18 protein-coding genes are annotated in these 21,791 nt (G+C 60.6%); 15 read left to right on the forward strand and 3 right to left on the reverse strand.

Annotated features, from left to right (window positions below; genetic code table 11):
• Positions 1–11 precede the first annotated feature (11 nt).
• The 14 genes from nuoH (at position 12) to BC363_RS23275 (ending at position 15,143) form a co-directional block, all read left to right on the forward strand.
• Positions 12–1,055: an NADH-quinone oxidoreductase subunit NuoH gene (gene nuoH / locus BC363_RS23210; RefSeq protein WP_053247046.1), complete on the forward strand. Its 1,044-nt coding sequence runs from the start codon at positions 12–14 to the stop codon at positions 1,053–1,055.
• 64 nt (positions 1,056–1,119) lie between these two features.
• On the forward strand, positions 1,120–1,611 hold the full coding sequence (gene nuoI / locus BC363_RS23215; RefSeq protein WP_025426590.1) for an NADH-quinone oxidoreductase subunit NuoI: 492 nt from the start codon (positions 1,120–1,122) through the stop codon (positions 1,609–1,611).
• 135 nt (positions 1,612–1,746) lie between these two features.
• A complete protein-coding gene (locus tag BC363_RS23220) occupies positions 1,747–2,361 on the forward strand; it encodes an NADH-quinone oxidoreductase subunit J (RefSeq protein WP_053247047.1) in 615 nt (204 codons plus the stop codon).
• Positions 2,362–2,389: 28 nt separating this feature from the next.
• Positions 2,390–2,698, forward strand: coding sequence for an NADH-quinone oxidoreductase subunit NuoK (gene nuoK, locus BC363_RS23225; protein WP_025426592.1), 309 nt, complete (start codon positions 2,390–2,392; stop codon positions 2,696–2,698).
• A gap of 7 nt (positions 2,699–2,705) precedes the next feature.
• Positions 2,706–4,700, forward strand: coding sequence for an NADH-quinone oxidoreductase subunit L (nuoL, locus tag BC363_RS23230; RefSeq protein WP_065787133.1), 1,995 nt, complete (start codon positions 2,706–2,708; stop codon positions 4,698–4,700).
• Complete coding sequence (locus BC363_RS23235; RefSeq protein ID WP_065787132.1) at positions 4,700–6,211, forward strand: NADH-quinone oxidoreductase subunit M; 1,512 nt, start codon at positions 4,700–4,702, stop codon at positions 6,209–6,211. Before nuoL ends, BC363_RS23235 begins: the two co-directional genes overlap by 1 nt.
• A gap of 19 nt (positions 6,212–6,230) precedes the next feature.
• A complete protein-coding gene (gene nuoN, locus BC363_RS23240) occupies positions 6,231–7,676 on the forward strand; it encodes an NADH-quinone oxidoreductase subunit NuoN (protein ID WP_065787131.1) in 1,446 nt (481 codons plus the stop codon).
• A complete protein-coding gene (locus BC363_RS23245) occupies positions 7,676–8,440 on the forward strand; it encodes a biotin--[acetyl-CoA-carboxylase] ligase (protein ID WP_161952485.1) in 765 nt (254 codons plus the stop codon). Before nuoN ends, BC363_RS23245 begins: the two co-directional genes overlap by 1 nt.
• A 23-nt stretch (positions 8,441–8,463) precedes the next feature.
• Positions 8,464–10,131: a ribonuclease J gene (locus tag BC363_RS23250; protein WP_065787129.1), complete on the forward strand. Its 1,668-nt coding sequence runs from the start codon at positions 8,464–8,466 to the stop codon at positions 10,129–10,131.
• A gap of 66 nt (positions 10,132–10,197) precedes the next feature.
• Positions 10,198–10,602, forward strand: coding sequence for a methylmalonyl-CoA epimerase (gene mce / locus BC363_RS23255; protein WP_065787128.1), 405 nt, complete (start codon positions 10,198–10,200; stop codon positions 10,600–10,602).
• Positions 10,603–10,730: 128 nt separating this feature from the next.
• On the forward strand, positions 10,731–11,000 hold the full coding sequence (locus BC363_RS23260) for a DUF1467 family protein (RefSeq protein ID WP_065787127.1): 270 nt from the start codon (positions 10,731–10,733) through the stop codon (positions 10,998–11,000).
• A gap of 780 nt (positions 11,001–11,780) precedes the next feature.
• Entirely contained in the window at positions 11,781–13,109 is a 1,329-nt protein-coding gene (gene proS, locus BC363_RS23265) for a proline--tRNA ligase (RefSeq protein ID WP_065787126.1), read from the forward strand.
• Between the two features lie 20 nt (positions 13,110–13,129).
• On the forward strand, positions 13,130–14,440 hold the full coding sequence (locus tag BC363_RS23270; RefSeq protein WP_065787125.1) for a lipoprotein-releasing ABC transporter permease subunit: 1,311 nt from the start codon (positions 13,130–13,132) through the stop codon (positions 14,438–14,440).
• A gap of 16 nt (positions 14,441–14,456) precedes the next feature.
• Positions 14,457–15,143 (forward strand): ABC transporter ATP-binding protein, encoded by a 687-nt coding sequence (locus BC363_RS23275; protein ID WP_025426602.1) that lies wholly within the window; start codon positions 14,457–14,459, stop codon positions 15,141–15,143.
• Positions 15,144–15,200: 57 nt separating this feature from the next.
• Here BC363_RS23275 and BC363_RS23280 read toward each other — a convergent pair whose 3' ends face one another.
• A complete protein-coding gene (locus tag BC363_RS23280; protein WP_065787330.1) occupies positions 15,201–15,668 on the reverse strand; it encodes a DUF5680 domain-containing protein in 468 nt (155 codons plus the stop codon).
• 80 nt (positions 15,669–15,748) lie between these two features.
• On the reverse strand, positions 15,749–16,321 hold the full coding sequence (locus BC363_RS23285) for a hypothetical protein (protein WP_065787124.1): 573 nt from the start codon (positions 16,319–16,321) through the stop codon (positions 15,749–15,751).
• Positions 16,322–16,767: 446 nt separating this feature from the next.
• Between BC363_RS23285 and dnaE the strand changes: the two genes are divergently transcribed.
• A complete protein-coding gene (gene dnaE / locus BC363_RS23295; protein ID WP_065787122.1) occupies positions 16,768–20,265 on the forward strand; it encodes a DNA polymerase III subunit alpha in 3,498 nt (1,165 codons plus the stop codon).
• Positions 20,266–20,368: 103 nt separating this feature from the next.
• Here dnaE and BC363_RS23300 read toward each other — a convergent pair whose 3' ends face one another.
• Complete coding sequence (locus BC363_RS23300; RefSeq protein ID WP_065787121.1) at positions 20,369–21,607, reverse strand: L,D-transpeptidase family protein; 1,239 nt, start codon at positions 21,605–21,607, stop codon at positions 20,369–20,371.
• Positions 21,608–21,791 lie beyond the last annotated feature (184 nt).

The following is a 21,791-nucleotide window of genomic DNA, read 5'->3' on the forward strand; positions in this document are numbered from 1 at the left end:
AATAGAGTATCATGGACGCTTTCGTTTCGACCTATGTCTGGCCTGCGATCATCATGGTCGCCCAGTCGCTGCTGCTGCTGGTCGCGCTGCTGCTTTTCATCGCCTACATTCTGCTGGCCGACCGCAAGATCTGGGCGGCAGTCCAGCTCCGCCGTGGTCCGAATGTGGTAGGCCCCTGGGGGCTTTTCCAGTCCTTCGCCGACCTTTTGAAGTTCGTCTTCAAGGAGCCGGTGATTCCGGCTGGCGCCAACAAGGCAATCTTCCTCTTGGCACCGCTCGTCTCCGTGACGCTGGCGCTGGCTGCCTGGGCTGTTATCCCGCTTAACGCCGGCTGGGTGATCGCGAATATCAACGTCGGCATCCTCTTCGTGTTCGCCATATCCTCTCTTGAAGTTTATGGCATCATCATGGGCGGCTGGGCGTCGAACTCGAAATATCCCTTCCTCGGCGCGCTTCGGTCTGCCGCGCAGATGGTGTCCTACGAAGTCTCGATCGGCTTCGTCATCGTCACCGTCCTCTTGTGCGTCGGCTCGTTGAACCTGACCGACATCGTCAATGCGCAGAGCAATGGCATCGGTACGAACTTGGGCCTGCCCGCATCGTTCCTTGATTGGCACTGGCTGGCACTGTTCCCGATGTTCATCGTGTTCTTCATTTCGGCGCTGGCTGAAACCAACCGCCCGCCCTTCGATCTGCCGGAAGCGGAATCCGAACTCGTCGCCGGCTTCATGGTCGAATACGGCTCCACGCCTTACATGATGTTCATGCTCGGCGAGTATGCGGCCATCTGCCTGATGTGCGCGCTGACGACCATTCTCTTCCTCGGCGGCTGGCTGCCTCCGGTTGACGTCTGGTTCCTGAACTGGGTCCCGGGCATCATCTGGTTCGTTCTCAAGGCATCCTTCGTGTTCTTCATGTTCGCGATGGTGAAGGCTTTCGTTCCGCGCTACCGCTACGACCAGCTGATGCGTCTTGGCTGGAAGGTCTTCCTGCCGATCTCTCTCGCAATGGTCGTGATCACTGCATTCGTTCTCAAGCTGACGGGAGCCGCATGATGTTGGCTTTCGCTCGGTTGCATACCGCTGGCCGCTCTGAGGCCGGCAAGTCTGGAGGTAAATGATGGCCGGTCTTTCGCAAGCCGTCAGCTCGCTGTTCCTCAAGGAATTCGTCGGCGCATTCTTTTTGTCGATGCGCTACTTCTTCAAGCCGAAGGCGACATTGAACTATCCCTTCGAAAAGGGTCCGGTCAGCCCGCGCTTCCGCGGCGAACACGCCCTGCGTCGTTATCCGAACGGCGAAGAGCGCTGCATCGCCTGCAAGCTCTGCGAGGCGATCTGTCCTGCCCAGGCCATCACCATCGAGGCTGGCCCGCGCCGCAACGACGGCACCCGCCGCACGGTGCGCTACGACATCGACATGGTGAAGTGCATCTATTGCGGTTTCTGCCAGGAAGCCTGTCCGGTTGACGCCATCGTCGAGGGACCGAACTTCGAATTCGCCACCGAGACGCGTGAAGAGCTGTACTACGACAAGGACAAGCTCCTCGCCAATGGCGACCGTTGGGAACGGGAAATCGCACGTAACATCGCAATGGACTCGCCCTATCGCTGAGACCAAGGCGTGGTGCCGCCCTTAAGGCGGCACATGTGAAACAGTTTGGGGCAAAGGCCGGACACGCGTCCGGCTTTGCCAGTGGAGTGGGGCTGCAAGAGCCTCACGCCGTGCAAGACGAAAAAGGCACCGATCATGGGTCTGCAGGTTCTTTTTTTCTATCTCTTTGCCTTCATCGCGGTGGCATCGGCATTTATGGTCATTGCGGCCAGGAACCCCGTTTATTCGGTGCTGTTCCTGATCCTGACCTTCTTCAATTCGGCGGGCCTGTTCCTGCTGGCTGGCGCCGAGTTCCTGGCGATGATCCTGCTTGTGGTCTATGTCGGCGCGGTTGCGGTGCTCTTCCTGTTCGTCGTCATGATGCTCGATATCGACTTCGCGGAACTGCGCGCGGGCGTGCTTGAATACGCGCCGGTTGGTGCGCTGATCGGTCTGATCCTGGCTGCCGAACTGATCATCGTCGTCGGCGGCGCGACCTTCTCGCCGGAGATTGCCAAGGGTATCTCGATGCCGATCCCGGCGGTTGCCGACCGGACGAACACGGCCGCCCTCGGCGACGTGCTCTATACCCACTATGTCTATTTCTTCCAGATCGCGGGCCTCGTGCTGCTGGTCGCCATGATCGGCGCCATCGTCCTCACGCTGCGTCACCGCGTGAACATCAAGCGCCAGAGCATTCCGCAGCAGGTTGCCCGCACGCCCGAGACCGCTGTCGAGGTGATCACGGTCAAGCCCGGGCAGGGCATTTAATTCGGACGCGAGGTCGAGGAACTAAAAAATGGAAATCGGAATTTCCCACTATCTCACCGTCAGCGCCATCCTGTTCACGCTTGGTGTCTTCGGCATCTTCCTGAACCGGAAGAACGTCATCGTCATCCTGATGTCGGTCGAACTGATCCTGCTTGCGGTCAACATCAACATGGTCGCCTTCTCGTCGTTCCTGAACGACATCACGGGCCAGGTCTTCGCTCTGTTCATTCTGACCGTCGCGGCTGCGGAAGCCGCCATCGGGCTTGCAATTCTCGTCGTCTTCTACCGCAACCGCGGCTCGATCGCTGTTGAAGACGTCAACATGATGAAGGGCTGATTGGGCTATGGATACCATCATCAAGGCTATCGTCTTCCTGCCTTTGATCGGCTTTCTGGTCGCCGGCCTTTTCGGCACTTCGATCGGCGCCAAGGCTTCTGAATATGTCACCTGCGGACTGATGATCATCGCCGCCGCGCTGTCGTGGTACGTCTTCTTCGACGTCGCGATGGGCGAACAGGAACTGATCAAGGTTTCGGTGCTGCGCTGGATCCAGTCCGGCAGCTTCGACGTCGAATGGGCGTTCCGCGTCGATACGCTGACAGCAGTCATGTTCGTGGTCGTCAACACGGTGTCGACGCTCGTGCATGTCTATTCGATTGGCTACATGCACCACGATCCGCACCGTCCGCGCTTCTTTGCCTATCTCTCGCTCTTCACCTTTGCGATGTTGATGCTGATCACGTCCGACAACCTGCTGCAGATGTTCTTCGGCTGGGAAGGCGTGGGTCTGGCATCCTACCTGCTGATCGGCTTCTGGTATAAGAAGCCGTCGGCGAACGCCGCCGCGATAAAGGCGTTCATCGTCAACCGCGTTGGCGACTTCGGCTTCTCGCTCGGCATCTTCCTCGTCTTCGTCCTGTTCGGATCGGTCAATCTCGAAACGATCTTCGCAGCAGCCCAGACCTACCTGCCGGCCGAAGGTGCCGCAGCAGGGGAGGCGGTCGTCACGCTGTTCGGCATGCACCTCGACAAGGCTGATGCCATCACGGCTGCCTGCCTGTTGCTCTTCATGGGCGCGATGGGCAAGTCGGCGCAGTTCCTGCTCCACACCTGGCTTCCGGACGCGATGGAAGGCCCGACGCCGGTTTCGGCCCTCATTCACGCCGCAACCATGGTTACCGCCGGCGTCTTCCTCGTCGCCCGCATGTCGCCGCTGTTTGAACTGTCGCCGGATGCGCTCACCGTCGTCACGCTGATCGGCGCGATCACGGCGTTCTTTGCAGCGACCGTCGGCCTCGTCCAGAACGACATCAAGCGCGTCATCGCCTATTCGACCTGTTCGCAGCTCGGCTACATGTTCGTGGCACTCGGCGTCGGCGCCTATGGCGCGGCCATCTTCCACCTGTTCACGCACGCCTTCTTCAAGGCTCTGCTGTTCTTGGGTGCAGGTTCGGTCATCCACGCCGTCGATGGCGAACAGGACATGCGCTACATGGGTGGCTTGCGTAAGCACATTCCGGTCACCTACTGGCTGATGTTCATCGGCACGATCGCGCTGACCGGCGTCGGCATCCCCGGCACCGTCATCGGTACTGCCGGCTTCTTCTCGAAGGATGCCATCATCGAATCGACGTTCGCTTCGCACAGCGTCGTCTCGGGTTTCGCCTTCGCGATGCTGGTCATCGCCGCGCTGTTCACCAGCTTCTATTCCTGGCGTCTGACCTTCATGACCTTCCACGGCAGGCCGCGCGCTTCCTCGGATGTCATGCATCACGTCCATGAATCGCCCCAGGTCATGCTGGTGCCGCTCTACATCCTGGCGGCCGGCGCGCTGGTCGCAGGCTTCCTGTTCCACGACTACTTCTTCGGCCACCACTATGCCGAATTCTGGCAGGGTGCGTTGTTCACGTCCGCCGAGAACGAAATCCTCGAGGAATACCACCATGTTCCGCTGTGGGTTAAGTGGAGCCCGTTCTGCGCCATGGCGCTCGGTCTCTTCACGGCCTGGTACATGTACATCCGCCGGCCGGAGCTGCCGAAGTACCTGGCGGAGCAGCATCGCGGCCTCTACCAGTTCCTGCTCAACAAGTGGTACTTCGACGAGCTGTACGACTTCCTGTTCGTGCGCTCCGCCAAGCGCCTCGGCGTCTTCCTGTGGAAGGAAGGCGACGGTCGGGTCATCGACGGCCTCGGTCCGAACGGGATTGCGGCACGCGTGCTTGATGTCACCGATCGTGTTGTCCGGCTGCAGACCGGTTACCTCTATCACTACGCGTTCGCCATGCTGATCGGCATTGCAGCGCTCGTTACATGGATGATGCTCGGGAGTTCCTTCTGATGACCGATTGGCCCGTACTTTCCGCGGTCACCTTCATGCCGCTCGTCGGCGTCCTGCTTCTCTTGCTGACAAGAGAAGACAGCGCCTACGGCCGCCGCAACATCCTCAACGTATCGCTGCTGACGACGATCTTCACCTTCGCCGTGTCGGTCTATATTTGGTACCAGTTCGACAGCTCGAACCCGGGTTTCCAGATGACCGAGAAGCACGAATGGCTCGGCACCGGGATTTCCTATCATCTCGGCATCGACGGCATCTCGGTGCTCTTCGTCGTCCTCTCCGCCTTCCTGATGCCGTTCTGCGTACTCGCAAGCTGGTTGTCGGTCGAAAAGCGGCTGAAGGAATACATGATCGCGTTCCTGATCCTGGAAACGTTCATGATCGGCGTGTTCGTGTCGCTCGACATCGTGCTGTTCTACGTGTTCTTCGAAGCCGGCCTCATTCCGATGTTCCTCATCATCGGTGTCTGGGGCGGCAAGGATCGCGTCTACGCGAGCTACAAGTTCTTCCTCTACACGCTGCTCGGCTCGGTGCTGATGCTGCTCGCCGTCATGGCGATGTACTGGCAGGCCGGTACCACCGACATCACCGAACTGCTCGCCTACAACTTCCCGCGTGAGATGCAGACGTGGTTATGGCTTGCCTTCTTCGCGTCCTTCGCGGTGAAGATGCCGATGTGGCCGGTGCACACCTGGCTTCCCGACGCGCACGTTCAGGCGCCGACGGCGGGTTCGGTCATCCTGGCCGCCATCCTCCTGAAGCTTGGCGGCTACGGTTTCGTGCGCTTCTCGCTGCCGATGTTCCCGCTGGCATCCGACTATTTCGCGCCCTTCGTCTTCACGCTGTCGGTCATTGCAATCATTTACACCTCGCTGGTGGCGATGATGCAGTCCGACATCAAGAAACTGATCGCCTATTCGTCCGTCGCGCACATGGGCTATGTGACGATGGGTATCTTCGCGGCCAACACGCAGGGTGTCCAGGGGGCGATTTTCCAGATGCTGTCGCACGGCATTGTCTCCGGCGCGCTCTTCCTTTGCGTCGGCGTTGTCTATGACCGTCTGCATACCCGCGAGATCTCGGCCTATGGCGGTCTCGTCAACAACATGCCGAAATATGCCGTCGCCTTCATGGTGTTCACCATGGCCAACGTCGGTCTTCCCGGTACGTCCGGCTTCGTCGGCGAAGTGCTGACCCTCGTCGGCGTCTTCCGCGTCAATACCTGGGTTGCGTTCTTTGCAACGAGCGGCGTCATTCTCTCGGCTGCCTACGCGCTCTGGCTCTATCGCCGAGTGATCTTCGGTGCGCTGGAAAAGGAAAGCCTGAAGGCTCTGCTCGATCTTTCGGGACGTGAGAAGGCGATCCTCTACCCGCTGGTGATCCTGACGATCTTCTTCGGTGTCTATCCGGCGCCGATCTTCGATGCGACCGCAGCCTCCGTGGATCTGCTCGTCAACAACTACTCCGCAGCCCTGCAGGCAGCGCAAAACGTTGCGCTTTCGGTGCAATGACCACAGGACGTGATTGGACATGACTGCTGAAACCCTCCTCGCTAGCCTGCAGCTCTCGATCCCCGAGTTGATCCTCGCGGTCGGCGCGATGGCGCTCTTGATGATCGGCGTGTTCGCCGGTGAAAAGTCGACCTCGACCGTCACCGGCCTTGCGGTTGCCGTTCTGATCATCGCCGGTCTCTGGCTCGTCCTGAAGACGGGCGAGGGCGAAGCTTATGGCGGCGCCTTCCTGTCCGATCCCTTCGCCAAGTTCATGAAGGTGCTGGCTCTGATCGGCTCCATCACCGCCATGGTAATGACGGTGGGCCATGCCCGTTCGGCGCAGATCGACCGTTTCGAGTTTCCGGTGCTGCTGTTGCTCGCCACCCTCGGCATGCTGCTGATGATCTCGGCCAACGACCTGATGTCGCTGTACCTGTCGCTCGAGCTGCAGTCTCTGGCGCTTTACGTCGTTGCCGCTATCAACCGCGACAGCATCCGCTCGACCGAAGCCGGCCTGAAGTACTTCGTCCTCGGCGCGCTGTCTTCGGGCATGCTGCTCTATGGCATGTCGCTGGTCTATGGCTTCACCGGCCACACCGGCTTTGACGAGATTGCCACTGCACTGACAACGACGGGCACGCCGTCGCTCGGCCTCATCTTCGGCCTGGTCTTCATTCTTGCCGGTCTCGCTTTCAAGATCTCTGCCGTGCCGTTCCACATGTGGACGCCTGATGTCTATGAAGGCGCGCCGACGCCGGTGACGGCGTTCTTTGCTGCTGCACCGAAGGTTGCCGCCATGGCCATCTTCGTTCGCGTCGTCATCAACGCGTTCGAGCCCGTCGTTGTCCAGTGGCAGCAGATCGTCGTCTTCATCTCGATCGCGTCGATGCTGCTCGGCGCCTTTGCTGCGATCGGTCAGAAGAACATCAAGCGCCTGATGGCCTATTCCTCGATCGGCCACATGGGCTACGCGCTTGTCGGTCTTGCCGCCGGCTCGATGGCGGGCGTTCGCGGCGTTCTGCTCTACATGCTCATCTACATGGTCATGACGCTCGGCACCTTCGCCTGCATCCTCGCCATGCGCCGCAAGGACGGCGAGAACGTCGAAAGCATCGACGACCTCGCGGGCCTGTCGCAGACCAACCCCTTCATGGCCACGGTCCTCACCATCCTGATGTTCTCGCTCGCCGGTATTCCGCCGATGGCAGGCTTCTTCGGGAAGTACTTCGTGTTCATGGCGGCGATCGAAGCGCATCTCTACGCGCTCGCCATCATCGGCGTGCTCGCATCGGTCGTTGGCGCCTACTATTACCTGCGCGTCATCAAGGTGATGTGGTTCGACGATGCCAAGGGTGAGTTTGCCCGCACCGCCGGCGAGCTTCGCCTGGTCTTCGGTCTCTCGGGCCTGTTCGTGGCCGGATATGTCCTGATCGGCGGTCCGCTCGGCAACGCTGCTGAAGTCGCGGCGCGGACCTTCTTTTGATCGGCCTTGAAGGCGGCGGCCGGGTTTCGCTCGACGATTTCCGGCACGTCGCGCTCAATGAGGTCGGTTCCACCAACAGCGAATGCCTGGTGCGGGCGCGCGAGGGAGACAGGGGAAATCTCTGGATCACCGCCGCCCGCCAGACGGGCGGACGCGGCCGACGCGGCCGGGCCTGGTTTTCAGAGCCCGGCAATCTCTATGCTTCGCTCCTGCTGATCGAGCCGGCCCCGATCGAGCTGCTGCATTCTCTGCCGCTGGCCGTGGCCGTGGCGGTTCACAGGGCCATTCGGCAGGTGATGCCGCCTGCCGGCGCTCCGGTCGAGATCAAATGGCCGAACGATATCCTCATCGACGGCAAGAAGACCTGCGGCATCCTGCTTGAAGGCGAGAGTCTGGCGGACGGCCGTCGCGCACTGGTCATCGGCTGCGGCATCAACATTGCCGTCCAGCCCGACGAGGCGCTCTACCCGGTGACTTCGCTTCGCAACGAAGGGGCGTCGGTATCGCCGGACGAACTGTTTGCCCATCTGTTCCTGACCATGGCCGAAACGCTTGCCGTTTGGGACCGGGGCAGGGGTGTGGCACACATCATAGACCAATGGCGGGCGGCAGCGCGCGGCATCGGCGAGACCATTACGGTGAACCTGCCGGATCGGTCGCTTTCCGGCCGCTTTGCCGGTATTGATCAGGACGGCCGGTTGATGCTCGACACGGGCTCGCACACGATGCAGACGATCGCCGCCGGCGACGTATTTTTTGGATAATCAAAACAAGGGCGCATCAAAACATGGCGCAAGAAGAAGAACTGGTGTTCTTGCCGCTCGGCGGCGTCGGCGAAATCGGGATGAACCTTGGCCTCTATGGCTACGGCAAACCCGGTCAGCGACAGTGGATAATGGTCGATTGCGGCGTCACTTTCCCAGGCCCGGAGCTTCCGGGGGTGGATTTGGTTCTGCCCGATATCGGCTTCCTGGCAGAAGAGCGCCGCAATCTCAAGGGCATCATCATTACCCATGCCCATGAGGATCACTATGGTGGCCTCAACGATCTCTGGCCGGGCCTGAATGTCCCGGTCTATGCCTCGCCGTTTACCGCGGGCATGCTGGAAGCCAAGCGCGACTTCGAAAAGAGCCGCGGCGAAATTCCGGTGACGATCTTCAAACAGGGTGATCGCATCAATGTCGGCCCGTTCGAAATCGAAGCGGTCGGCGTCAACCACTCGATCCCCGAGCCGATGTCGCTGATCATCCGCACGCCGCTTGGCGCGGTCGTGCATACCGGTGACTGGAAAATCGACCTTCAGCCGTCGCTCGGGCCGCTCACCGACGAGCAGCGCTTCCGCAAGATCGGCGACGAAGGCGTGCTGGCGCTTGTCTGCGATTCGACCAATGCCCTGCGCGACGGTGTCTCACCGTCGGAACAGGAGGTTTCCGCCAGCCTGACTGAGATCATCTCCAAGGCTGAAGGTCGCGTGGCGATCACCACCTTCTCCTCGAATGTCGGGCGTATCCGCTCGATCGCCGAAGCTGCGGAGGAGGCGGGCAGGGACGTGCTGCTTCTCGGCAGTTCGATGAAGCGCGTCGTGGCCGTCGCCCGCGACCTCGGCCTGATGGAAGGCATCAAACCTTTCCTCGCCGAAGACGAATTCGGCTACGTGCCGCGCGACAAGGTCGTCGTGATCCTCACCGGCAGCCAGGGCGAGCCGCGCGCAGCGCTTGCCAAGATCGCCCGCGATGAGATGCGCAACGTCGCCTTCTCCGCCGGCGACACGGTCGTCTTTTCGTCGCGCACCATTCCCGGCAACGAGAAGGCGATCAACGACATCAAGAACGGCCTGATCGAACAGGGCATTCACATCATCACCGACAGTGAAGCGCTGGTACATGTGTCGGGGCACCCGCGGCGCAGCGAACTGCAGCAGATGTACCAATGGGTCCGTCCGCAGATCCTCGTTCCGGTGCATGGTGAAGCGGCGCACCTGACGGCGCATGCAGAACTCGGCCTGCAGTCGGGTATCGCCAGCGTCCCGCGTCTTCGAAACGGCGAGATGCTGCGGCTGGCACCGGGGCCGGCCGAGGTCATCGACACGGCGCCGCATGGCCGCATCTACAAGGATGGCTCGCTGATCGGCGACTTCGAGGAGATGGGTATCGGCGAGCGGCGCAAGCTCTCCTTTGCTGGACATGTCTCCGTCAATGTCGTGCTCGACAATCGCTACGACTTCCTCGGTGATCCGGACCTCGTTGCCATCGGCCTGCCCGAGTTCGACGACGAGGGCGAGGACATGGAGGACACGCTCTATGACGCCGTGCTCGGCGCTGTGGAAAGCATTCCGCGCGCCAAGCGCAAGGATCTGGCCATGCTGCAGGAGGCAGTGCGCCGCGCTGTGCGCAGCACCGTAAACCAGATATGGGGCAAGAAGCCCGTGGTGACCGTGTTCGTCACCAAAGTCTGATTTTCTTCATGCCCCCGGCGTTGTAGATGTCCGGGGGCATGAAATCAGGAAGGTTGGAGGATCGCGATGCTCGGACGTGTGAACCATGTGGCAATTGCCGTACCGGACCTGGCATCCGCGGCGCAGAGTTACCGGGCAACACTCGGCGCGTCCGTTACCGAGCCGCAGGTCTTGCCCGAGCACGGTGTCACCGTCGTCTTCGTTACGCTTCCCAACACCAAGGTCGAACTGCTGGAGCCGCTTGGCGACACCTCGCCGATCGCAGCGTTTCTTGCCAAGAATCCGTCCGGCGGCATGCATCACATCTGCTACGAGGTCGAGGACATCATCGCAGCCCGTGACACCTTGAAGGCATCCGGCGCGCGTGTTCTCGGGGACGGCGAGCCGAAGATCGGCGCTCACGGCAAGCCGGTGCTCTTTCTGCACCCGAAGGATTTTCAAGGCACTTTGATCGAGCTTGAACAGGTGTGACAGTTGATCGCGCGATGCGGATTTGTGTGATCGCGCCCGTGGCGTTATAAGTCGGCCGGAATGTCGCGAGGATCGTTCCGTCGATGGCCGGAGGCCATGTCGGGGCAGGTCTTCATCGGGAGCCTGAAATGCCGCTTTTTTCCACCTTTGCCATCTACTTCATTATCTGGTGGCTGACGCTGTTTGCCGTTCTGCCGCTCGGCGTGCGCACGCAGGCGGAGGAGAACGAGGTCGTGCCCGGCACCGTCGAGAGTGCGCCGGCGCGGTTCCGTGCCAAGCGCGTCATTCTGCTGACGACGGCGATCGCGGCGGTCATCCAGTTCGCCTGGTATATTGTATCGGTGCGGCTCGGCTACGGCATCGACAGCATTCCGCGCTTCTATCCGAAGTTTTACTGAGACGGTCACCGGGCGTACGTGGACGCCGTGCGCCGACGGATATCGGGCGAAGACGTTCGCTGACTGACAAATCCCCAGTTAAGTATTCCCGATTTTTGGTGCGGAGCTCCGTGCACGGGCTACCGGAAGGCAGTACGCCAGAAACCAGGGCAATCCTACGATTGACCGCCCAGAAATTGACATAGTTGAAGAGTGCGCGGGTGCTTCGCGAAGATTTCGCTTGGCGAAAGGCAAAAAAAAACAAGGCTAAAAGCCTTGTTTTTCAAGTATCGCGTGATCTTTAATCCGTTTCCGGCGGCAGCGACGAAGCGCGCCTAAGATCTTATCCTCCCAAGACTTGACCGCGAAAGTCGGCAAGAATTTAGACTTCTTGCCTGTTTTGTGAGCCGAAATTAGCCCAAACATTGGGCGATGTCACTCTGTTTTTTTGCATTTTTGCTACAGTTGGATAAAATTTCCCCGTTGACAAGCATCGTCGCAATCCTGTTACTAGCGTGCTCTTTTGACGCAGGTCTCGGCCCGCGGTTTCTCCTCCGAATCTCTCGATCCGCTCTGTACTGTTCCCGCCGCAAGCAGGGTTTTCATCCGGGCGCGAAGCGGCTATGAACGCAGGGCTCGGAAAGGTTCCGGCCGATTTGTCGGTGACGGAAATTTGAGAGCCGACCCCAAGAAGCAATGGTCGCCTTTGCCAGTTTTCGGTGAGACCGGCGTGCCTGAGCTCAACGTCATTTCGCCCGAATCCGTCGATAGTGCGACGTTCATCAAGTTCTGGAACCCGTCATGCGCCTGTCCCGCTTTTTCATGCCCATCTTGAAGGAAAATCCGAAGGAAGCGGAAATCGTTTCCCACCGCCTTATGCTCCGGACGGGCATGATCCGGCAGCAATCCTCGGGTATCTATACCTGGCTGCCGCTCGGAAAGCGGGTTCTCGACAAGGTCAATGCGATCGTTCGCGAAGAGCAGAACCGCTCCGGCGCAATCGAGCTGCTGATGCCGACGCTGCAATCCGCAGAACTCTGGCAGGAAAGCGGTCGTTATGATGCCTACGGCAAGGAAATGCTGCGCATCAAGGATCGGCAGGATCGGCCGATGCTTTACGGTCCGACCAATGAGGAAATGATCACGGACGTTTTCCGTTCCTACGTGAAGTCCTATCGTGATCTGCCGCTCAATCTCTATCACATCCAGCTGAAGTTCCGCGACGAGATCCGTCCTCGCTTCGGCACCATGCGCTCGCGCGAGTTCCTGATGAAGGATGCCTACTCGTTCGATCTCGACCGCGAAGGTGCCGAGCACGCCTATAACAAGATGTTCGCCGCCTACCTGCGCACCTTCTCGCGCATGGGGCTGCGCGCCATTCCGATGCGCGCCGACACCGGCCCGATCGGCGGCAATCTCAGCCATGAATTCATCATTCTTGCCGAAACCGGCGAATCCGAAGTGTTCTGCCACAAGGACTTCCTCGGTTTCGACATTCCCGGCGAAGACACCAATTTCGACGATGTCGCGGGTTTGAAGACGATCTTCGACAAGTGGACGTCGCGCTACGCTGCCACCTCCGAAATGCACGACGAGGCTGCCTTCAACGAAGTCGCCGAAGGCGATCGTCTTTCGGCGCGTGGCATCGAAGTCGGCCACATCTTCTACTTCGGGACCAAGTATTCCGAGGCAATGGGCGCGAAGGTTCTCGGCCCGGACGGCAAGGAACATACGGTCCATATGGGCTCCTACGGCATCGGTCCGACGCGGTTGGTTCCGGCGATCATCGAGGCGTCGCATGACGACAACGGCATCATCTGGCCGAAGTCGATCTCGCCGTTCGATGGCGTGATCATCAACATGAAAACGGGCGATGCAGCTTGCGACGCAGCTTGCGAGACGCTCTACTCGAAGCTGGGCGCGGCGGGATTCGACGCGCTGCTCGACGATACGGACGACCGCGCTGGCGCCAAGTTCGCGTCCGCCGATCTCATCGGTGTGCCGGTCCAGATCATCGTCGGGCCACGTTCGATCGCCAACGGCGAAGTCGAGCTCAAGGATCGCAAGACCGGTGAGCGCGAGACCATGACTGTCGAGGCGGCCCTCAACAAGCTGATCGCGACGAAGTAAGTGAGGCAAGGGGAGGCAGGATGACCGCCGTGACGGAAGATCAGGTGCAGGCTGCTGGCCAGTCTGCAAAGTCCGCCAGCCGCCCCTTTTCCGCCTTTGAGCGCATGGTCGCCTGGCGCTATCTGCGTTCGCGGCGCAAGGAAGCCTTCATTTCGGTGATCGCCGGCTTCTCCTTCATCGGCATCATGCTCGGCGTCGCGACGCTGATCATCGTCATGGCGGTGATGAACGGCTTTCGCACCGAACTCATCTCGCGCATTCTCGGCATCAACGGCCATATGATCGTGCAACCGATCGACGGTCCGCTCAACAACTACGCCGATCTCGCCACGCGTTTTTCCGGTGTGAAGGGCGTGACCATGGCGATCCCGCTTGTCGAGGGTCAGGTTCTGGCCCAGGGCGTTGGCGATGCCTCGACCGGCGCGCTCGTGCGCGGCATTCGCGCCGACGACCTCGGCAAGATGAAGTCGGTCTCCGACCATATTCAATCCGGCGATCTCGTCGGCTTCGCCTCCGGCAGCGGCGTGGCGATCGGCTCACGCATGGCCGAGCAGCTCGGTATCCAGGTGGGCGGCATCATCACGCTGACATCGCCGAACGGCGACGTGACGCCCATGGGCATGAACCCGCGGGTCAAGGCCTATACGGTCTCGGCAATCTTCGAGATCGGCATGTCGGAATACGACGCGTCGATCATCTTCATGCCGCTCGAGGAATCCCAGCTTTTCTTCAATGCGGAAGGTTTGGCGCAGCAGATCGAGATCTTCGTCGAGCACCCTGATATGGTCGACGAGCTGCGCAAGCCGGTCGAGGACGTTGCGGAACGGCAGATCTTCATCACCGACTGGCGCGACCGCAACAAGACGTTCTTTTCCGCACTCGAAGTCGAGCGCAACGTGATGTTCATGATCCTGACTCTGATCGTTCTGGTCGCGGCGCTGAACATCATCTCCGGGCTGATCATGCTGGTGAAGGACAAGGGCAGCGATATCGCCATCCTCCGCACCATGGGCGCGACCTCCGGATCGGTCATGCGCATCTTCTTCATGACCGGGGCCGCGATCGGCGTGGCCGGAACCGTTGCCGGCGTACTGCTTGGTGTCGTCGTTTGCCTGAACATCGAGTCCATTCGCCAGTTCTTCTCCTGGATATCAGGTACGACGCTGTTCAGCCCCGAGCTCTATTTCCTGAGCCAGCTGCCGGCAGACATGAACGCCGACGAGACGATCCTCGTCGTCGTCATGGCCCTCAGCCTGTCGTTCCTCGCCACGATCTTTCCGGCATGGCGCGCCTCGCGTCTCGATCCCGTGCAGGCCCTGCGGTACGAATGACAAGGACATCATCTGAATGAATGCGCGCGTGGCACTGCAGCTTTCGGGCATCGAGCGTAATTACGGGCAGGGGGACACTTTTCTCTCGATCCTCAAGGGGGCGGACTTCACGCTGAAAAGCGGCGAGACCGTTGCGCTTGTGGCGCCGTCGGGCACCGGCAAGTCGACGCTGCTGCACGTCGCCGGCCTGCTCGAGCGCCCTGATGGCGGAAAGGTCGTGGTCAACGGCGTGACCTGCGACGGTCTCAACGACGACAGGCGCACCGCGATCCGTCGCAACGAGATCGGCTTCGTCTACCAGTTCCATCATCTGCTTCCGGAGTTCACCGCTCTCGAAAACATCATGATGCCGCAGCTGATCGCCGGTCTCGGCAAGGCCGAGGCCGCTGAACGGGCGAGGGCGCTGCTCGACTATATGCGCATCGGCCACCGAGCCGACCACCGCCCGTCGGAGCTATCGGGCGGCGAGCAGCAGCGCGTGGCGATCGCCCGTGCGGTTGCCAATGCCCCGCTGGTGTTGCTGGCCGACGAGCCGACCGGCAATCTTGATCCGGAAACCGCCGGCTACGTCTTCGAGGCGCTCGAGGCATTGGCTCGCCAGTCAGGCCTCGCAGCGCTGATCGCTACGCACAATCACGAACTGGCGTCGCTGATGGACCGACGGGTGACGATCGAAGATGGCAAGGTTGTCGAGCTGAAGTAACGCTCGCGGCAACGCCCAGTTTCGACGAAACGGCGCCATCACGCTCGGTCCCTTGGCTTACGGCACGATGAGGCCGCCGCGATAGTCGAGCTCGTAGGCTTCGTCGCCGTCGACAAAAATGACCTCGCGTCCGGAAAAGTGCCCTGTGTCGCCACGGCTGCTGTCGATGTAATAGCCATAGGCGTGCCGATATTCCATTCCGCCGAGGAAGTGCTGCTTCTCACGATACATGGTTTCGAGCGCGGCCTTGATGACGATGCCAGCTCTTTCCGCATCGATCAGGTCGGGCCGGATGACGCGGCCGAAGTAATTCATGGCCCAACGGGTATCGTCCTCGAGCCACACCGTCTCCTGTCCGGCAAAGTCGGTTCCACCGAAGTAACTGTCGAGATACCGCCACTGATCGCGCTGATAGCCGATATCGCGGGATCCCGCGCGCGACGGAGCACGCGCTATGCCACCGCCGACATATGTCTTCGATTTGGCTTCCACGATGAAGTCTTTGAGCTGCTCGATGCTGGCCATGAGAACACCCTGTTTGTTCGGTGGCAGCATGGCGCGACATCGCATCGATGTAAAGAACAAAAAGGGAACATACGGCTCGATCAGTAGATGCCGCAGGCGTGCTGCCCGCGGTTGTCGGTCCAATCCTTGAGAAGCACAAGTTCGCCTTTGACGCTGACGGGCTTGTCATTCGATTTGCCCTTGCCGGTCAGGACATTCAGATCGCATTGCGAGGTGTTGTTGGGATCGAGCGTGTCGTAGGACGAATAGGTGTAACCGGCGACGACGAAGTCGAAATTACGGTAGGCGACCGTCAGCTTCTGCTCCCAGCGGTCGCGGCCGACCGAATCGTTGTGCGTGGTAATCAGCAGAGAGCCATTCGGGAGCGCGGTGATGGACGGGGCCTGGCCGACAAGGCCGTATTGACCCCAGACCTTGTTCGGAATGGCTGACTTGAGAGCCAGCGGGCCGTCTTCCCCGGCGAGGTAGATATAGACGGCGTTGTCCTCGTCAGTCCCGTCGCCAGGTTTCACCAGCAGCGCCAGGTCGCTTGCACCGTCTTTGTCCCAGTCGCCGGTCGCCGCCGAAACGATGCGGCCGGGGTCGATCGCCTCGGCGGCAATGGCCAGCGAAGGAAGCAGGAAAACGAGGGGCAGGGTCAGGCGTGCATTCATGTCGCTGGTGCTCCGTGTGGTTGCTCTCGTCATAGGCGCAATGCACGGAGCACTCAAGGTTTCGGTTAATGGTCTCGAGCGGTCATGGCCGACGCAGTTAACCATGCGCGGTGGAAAGCGGGCGCTGTGCCCGACGGTGGTTGACGAGAGAACAAAAATAGAACAAAGTAAAAACATAACGGAAAAGGAGCCATGTTATGACTGATTTTGTTCGTGACCTCGCCGCCTTCACATCGATGGGCCTGTTCGTCGCCAGCGTTGCCTTCATCGCTCTCGGGCTTTGATCTGAGGGCATATTTTCGAAGCGGCGCGATCCCGATTCGGGGTCGCTCGATACCATCCCGGCAGCGCACCGTTGAAAAGAACGCCGGCCCACGATGCAAAACTGGACATGGCGGGTGATAAGCGGGATATCCTGACACACTGGCAGGAATCAGGGTGTCGAAATGGCGGATCAAGGCAGCGTGGAACGGAACGATCAGACGGCTGCGGATCCGCAGTTCGTGCATCTGCGTGTTCACTCGGCTTTTTCGTTGCTCGAAGGGGCACTGCCTCTGAAGAAGGTGATCGGCAAGGCTGTAGCTGACGCCCAGCCGGCGATCGGCATCGCCGACACCAACAATCTTTTCGCGGCTCTCGAATTCTCCCAGAAGGCGGCCGAAGACGGCTTGCAGCCTCTTACCGGTTGTCAACTGTCGATCGACATGGAAGACGAGGTCGACAGTGATCGTCGCGGCCACGCCCAGCAGCTTGCCAAGCTGCCGGCCATCGTCCTGATCGCAGCGACCGACGACGGCTACACGCGATTGGTCGATCTGGTGAGCCGCGCCTATCTCGGCGGGGAAGGCAGTCAGGTCACGAGGATCACGCGGTCGTGGCTTGCAGAGGCTGGTACCGATGGGTTGATCGCGCTTTCAGGTGCCGGCGGCGGCCCGATCGACATGGCGGTGAAGTCCGGCTCGACGGCCCTGGCCGAGGCGCGTCTTGAGGCCTTGAAGGATCTCTTCGGCGATCGGCTCTATATCGAACTGCAGCGGCATGGCAACTTCGACCTCCGGCATGAAAGCCGGATGATCGACCTGGCGTACAAGTTCGATGTGCCGCTGGTTGCGACGAACGAGGCGTTCTTTCCCTCGCCATCCGACTACGAAGCGCACGACGCGTTGATGGCTGTTGCCCATAACGCCATGGTTTCCGACGACAGCCGCTTCCGCTTGACGCCGGATCATTACCTCAAGAGCCGGAAGGAGATGGCGGCGCTTTTCGCCGATCTGCCCGAAGCGCTTGAAAACACCATCGAGATCGCGCGGCGTTGCTCGTTCATGCTGAAGACGCGCGGGCCCATTCTGCCGCGCTTCACCGGCGCCTCCGACGATCCGGAGGAGGCCGAGCGCGCCGAGTCCAGCGAACTGCGCCGACAGGCGGAAGAGGGGCTCGACGATCGTTTGCGCAAGCTTGGCATGGCCCCCGGCTATACCGAGGAAGAGTACCGCGAACGGTTGGCGTTCGAACTCAGTGTCATCGAGCGCATGAAGTTCCCCGGCTACTTCCTGATCGTTGCCGACTTCATCAAATGGGCCAAGCAGCACGACATTCCCGTCGGCCCGGGCCGCGGTTCCGGCGCAGGTTCGCTCGTCGCCTATGCGCTGACGATCACCGACGTCGATCCGATGCGGTTCTCGCTGCTGTTCGAACGCTTCCTCAATCCTGAACGCGTGTCGATGCCCGACTTCGATATCGACTTCTGCCAGGACCGGCGCGAAGAAGTCATTCGTTACGTCCAGGCGAAATACGGCCGCGAGCAGGTCGCCCAGATCATCACCTTCGGTTCGCTGCAGGCGCGCGCGGCGCTGCGCGACGTCGGCCGCGTGCTTGAGATGCCCTACGGCCAGGTCGACAAGATCTGCAAACTCGTACCCAACAACCCGGCCAACCCGACGCCCCTATCAAAGGCGATCGAGGAAGAACCGCGCCTGCAGGAGGAGGCGGAAAAGGAGCCGGTCGTCGCCCGTCTTCTTGATATCGCGCAGAAGATCGAAGGCCTTTATCGCCACGCCTCGACCCACGCCGCCGGTATCGTGATCGGCGATCGGCCGCTGTCGAAACTCGTGCCGATGTATCGAGATCCACGCTCCGACATGCCGGTCACCCAGTTCAACATGAAGTGGGTCGAGCAGGCTGGCCTCGTGAAGTTCGACTTCCTCGGCCTGAAGACATTGACGGTGCTGAAGGTCGCGGTCGATTTCGTCAAGACCCGCGGCATAGAGGTCGATCTCGCCAGCATTCCGCTCGATGACGAAAAGACCTACGAGATGCTGTCGCGGGGCGAAACGGTCGGCGTGTTCCAGGTGGAAAGTGCCGGCATGCGCAAGGCGCTGATCGGCATGCGGCCTGACTGCATCGAGGACATCATCGCGCTGGTGGCGCTTTATCGCCCGGGCCCGATGGAAAACATCCCGGTCTACAACGCCCGCAAGCACGGCGAAGAAGAGATCGAATCGATCCATCCCAAGATCGACCATCTGCTCAAGGAAACCCAGGGTGTTATCGTCTACCAGGAACAGGTGATGCAGATCGCCCAGGTTCTTTCGGGCTACTCGCTCGGCGAAGCCGACCTTCTGCGTCGCGCCATGGGTAAGAAGATCAAGGAGGAGATGGACAAGCAGCGCGCCCGTTTCGTCGACGGCGCGGTCAAGAACGAGGTGTCGAAGCCGCAGGCGGACCTGATCTTCGATCTTCTTGCCAAGTTCGCCAACTACGGCTTCAACAAGTCGCACGCTGCTGCCTACGCCATCGTCTCCTACCAGACGGCCTATATGAAGGCGCACTATCCGGTCGAGTTCCTGGCGGCGTCGATGACGCTCGACATGGCCAACACGGAAAAGGTCAACGACTTCCGTCAGGATGCTGGGCGCTTGGGGATCCAGGTGATCGCGCCATCGGTCCAGTCGTCCTTCCGGCACTTCCAGACCGGCGACAAGCGCATCTATTATTCATTGGCGGCCATCAAGGGCGTCGGCGAATCGGCGGTCGAGCACATCGTTGCCGTTCGCGGCGACCGCGAGTTTGCAAGCCTTGAGGATTTCTGCCTGAGGATCGATCCGAAGCTGCTCAACCGGCGTGTGTTCGAAAGCTTGATCGCCGCCGGCGCCTTCGATTGCTTCGGCTACGATCGGGCCGAACTGGTCGGCGGTCTCGATCGCATTCTGGGCTTTGCCCAGCGCGCGCAGGAAAACAAGACAAGCGGACAGAGCGATATGTTCGGGGCAGGGGCAGCGACCGGACCGGAACGGATCGCGCTTCCCACCTACACGCCTTGGCTCGCCTCGGAAAAGCTGCACCGCGAATTCCAGGTGCTGGGCTTCTATCTCTCGGCCCACCCACTCGATACCTACAATCCGCTGCTCGCCAAGATGCGCGTCCAGACCTTTGGCGATTTCGCCGGTGCGGTGAAGAAGGGGGCAACGGCAGGCCGCCTCGCCGGCACCGTTACCTCCAAGCAGGAGCGCAAGACCCGAACCGGCAACAAGATGGGCATCATCGCCTTCTCCGATTCATCCGGCCAGTTCGAGGCCGTGCTGTTTTCTGAGATGCTGCACCAGTATCGTGACCTGCTCGAGCCCGGCAAATCGCTGGTGATGACCGTGCAGGCGGAGGAACGCCCGGAAGGTATCGGCCTTCGCATCCAGACCCTGCGCTCGCTTGAGGAAGAATCGCTGCAGATGCAGAAGGCGCTGCGCGTCTATGTGCGCGATGCCGGGCCGCTGAAGTCCATCGCCGCCCATTTGAATGCGCGGGGTGAGGGCCTCGTCTCCTTCATCGTCATCAAGGACAACGGTCAGCGCGAGATCGAGGTCGAGCTCAGCGAGAAGTTCCGGATTTCGCCGGAGATCGCCGCAGCACTTCGTTCGGCCCCGGGTGTGGTCGACGTCGAACTCGTCTGACCGCGCCGCATGATTGCTTGAATAAACGTCGCTTCAGGGACGGCACGGCACGTTAGCCGCGATCGCAGCATTGTTTTGCGTGTCGTATCGGTTAAGCGGGGCGTTAGCCCCGTGGTGATGCGCGGGTGATGGTGATGAAATCGGTACCGTCGCCGGTTTCAAGTCCGCTTTCCATATCGGAAATCGACAGCGACGAGCCGTCGGCAAGCAGGCCGCCAATCCGCTTGCGGACATCGTCGGGGACCGTCACGCGGCCAAGCGTGCGCTGCACGGCGTTGACGGCGGATGGGTCGGCGTCGGTGGTGATGCTGAGGCGCTTTTTCGCCGATGACGGCAAATGGTTTTCGAGCGAAACGCCGAACCATTTTCCTTCGGCCTTTTCGCTGTCAATCTCCTGAAATTGCAGGAAATGGGTACCGAGCGCCTGCTCCGGCCTGTCGATTGTGATGCCTGCCTCGAAAATCGGCTTGAAACCCTGGCGGACAAGGATCACCCCATTGGTGAGAGTGTCGCGGCCCGCCTTCTTGAAAATGGCGTCGGTTAGTTCCGGCGTCAGCTTGCCGTCGACGGTCGATCCCTCGGCGGTCTGGAACGCGTTGATGGCGGCGATTGTGTCCGGGCCGATGTGGCCGTCCGGCACGCCGGCGACATAGCCAAGTTGGTTCAGCGCGGACTGTACTTCACGCCTGATATCACGTTCGCCGCGTCTGGTGATCAGCATGCGGATCGGCTCGCGGTCTTCTGCGACGATGGCGGCCGTCGCGGTCGAGGCCTCTGTCATCGCCACTTCGACCGGCACGTTCTCGGCCTGGCTGATCGCCGGACGAAGCGGAACATCCGACAGTGGCGCGGGGTTCTCGCCTGGCGCCGGCTCGCGCTGAAAGAGCATGGCGCTCGACACTTCGGTGGGGCTGACCTGCCGGTCCGTTATCAGGACATGCATGCCGCGCGACGTCATCTTGAAGAGACTGGCGGCGAACTTGCTCGGCAGGCGCACACATCCGTGCGAGGCGGGGTAGGCCGGCACATGATTGGACCCGTGCAGCGCGATGCCGGACCAGGTCAGCCGCTGCATGAACGGCATCGGCGCATTCGAATAGATGTTGGATTTGTGATGACGCCGCTTTTCGAGGATCGAGAAGATGCCCGTCGGTGTCGAATGACCGGCCTTGCCGGTGGAGACCGCCGACGTTGCGATCACCGCGTCGCCGTCATAGACGACGAGGGATTGCTGGTCCTTTGAGACGATGATCTGCAGCGGTGCGCTGCTGCCGGCAAAACCGGCTGAGGGCGAAAACAGCAAGACGACGACGCTGGCCGTGAGAGCGAAACGCGATACCATACACTCATCCCAACACGTAAACTGGCCGACGAGACTAGACTGTAATCTTTAAAGAATTCGTCCGGATCGGACCGAGGAAACGTCAAGCCGCTGCCGATAACGCGCCAAAGCATGTCGCGCAAAAGTGGTTAACGGTTTTGCGATGACGACATGCGCAAAGACAAGAGCTTAAAAGCGCAGCGAG

Origin of the sequence: Ensifer sp. LC384, assembly GCF_001695865.1 — a bacterium.
GTDB lineage: Bacteria > Pseudomonadota > Alphaproteobacteria > Rhizobiales > Rhizobiaceae > Ensifer.

Excerpts from the sequence above, each read along its gene's own strand:
- nuoH (WP_053247046.1), top strand. The coding sequence starts at position 12 with ATGGACGCTTTCGTTTCGACCTATGTCTGGCCTGCGATCATCATGGTC.
- nuoI (WP_025426590.1), top strand. The coding sequence starts at position 1,120 with ATGGCCGGTCTTTCGCAAGCCGTCAGCTCGCTGTTCCTCAAGGAATTC.
- BC363_RS23220 (WP_053247047.1), top strand. The coding sequence starts at position 1,747 with ATGGGTCTGCAGGTTCTTTTTTTCTATCTCTTTGCCTTCATCGCGGTG.
- nuoK (WP_025426592.1), top strand. The coding sequence starts at position 2,390 with ATGGAAATCGGAATTTCCCACTATCTCACCGTCAGCGCCATCCTGTTC.
- nuoL (WP_065787133.1), top strand. The coding sequence starts at position 2,706 with ATGGATACCATCATCAAGGCTATCGTCTTCCTGCCTTTGATCGGCTTT.
- BC363_RS23235 (WP_065787132.1), top strand. The coding sequence starts at position 4,700 with ATGACCGATTGGCCCGTACTTTCCGCGGTCACCTTCATGCCGCTCGTC.
- nuoN (WP_065787131.1), top strand. The coding sequence starts at position 6,231 with ATGACTGCTGAAACCCTCCTCGCTAGCCTGCAGCTCTCGATCCCCGAG.
- BC363_RS23250 (WP_065787129.1), top strand. The coding sequence starts at position 8,464 with ATGGCGCAAGAAGAAGAACTGGTGTTCTTGCCGCTCGGCGGCGTCGGC.
- mce (WP_065787128.1), top strand. The coding sequence starts at position 10,198 with ATGCTCGGACGTGTGAACCATGTGGCAATTGCCGTACCGGACCTGGCA.
- BC363_RS23260 (WP_065787127.1), top strand. The coding sequence starts at position 10,731 with ATGCCGCTTTTTTCCACCTTTGCCATCTACTTCATTATCTGGTGGCTG.
- proS (WP_065787126.1), top strand. The coding sequence starts at position 11,781 with ATGCGCCTGTCCCGCTTTTTCATGCCCATCTTGAAGGAAAATCCGAAG.
- BC363_RS23270 (WP_065787125.1), top strand. The coding sequence starts at position 13,130 with ATGACCGCCGTGACGGAAGATCAGGTGCAGGCTGCTGGCCAGTCTGCA.
- BC363_RS23275 (WP_025426602.1), top strand. The coding sequence starts at position 14,457 with ATGAATGCGCGCGTGGCACTGCAGCTTTCGGGCATCGAGCGTAATTAC.
- BC363_RS23280 (WP_065787330.1), bottom strand. The coding sequence starts at position 15,668 with ATGGCCAGCATCGAGCAGCTCAAAGACTTCATCGTGGAAGCCAAATCG.
- BC363_RS23285 (WP_065787124.1), bottom strand. The coding sequence starts at position 16,321 with ATGAATGCACGCCTGACCCTGCCCCTCGTTTTCCTGCTTCCTTCGCTG.
- dnaE (WP_065787122.1), top strand. The coding sequence starts at position 16,768 with ATGGCGGATCAAGGCAGCGTGGAACGGAACGATCAGACGGCTGCGGAT.
- BC363_RS23300 (WP_065787121.1), bottom strand. The coding sequence starts at position 21,607 with ATGGTATCGCGTTTCGCTCTCACGGCCAGCGTCGTCGTCTTGCTGTTT.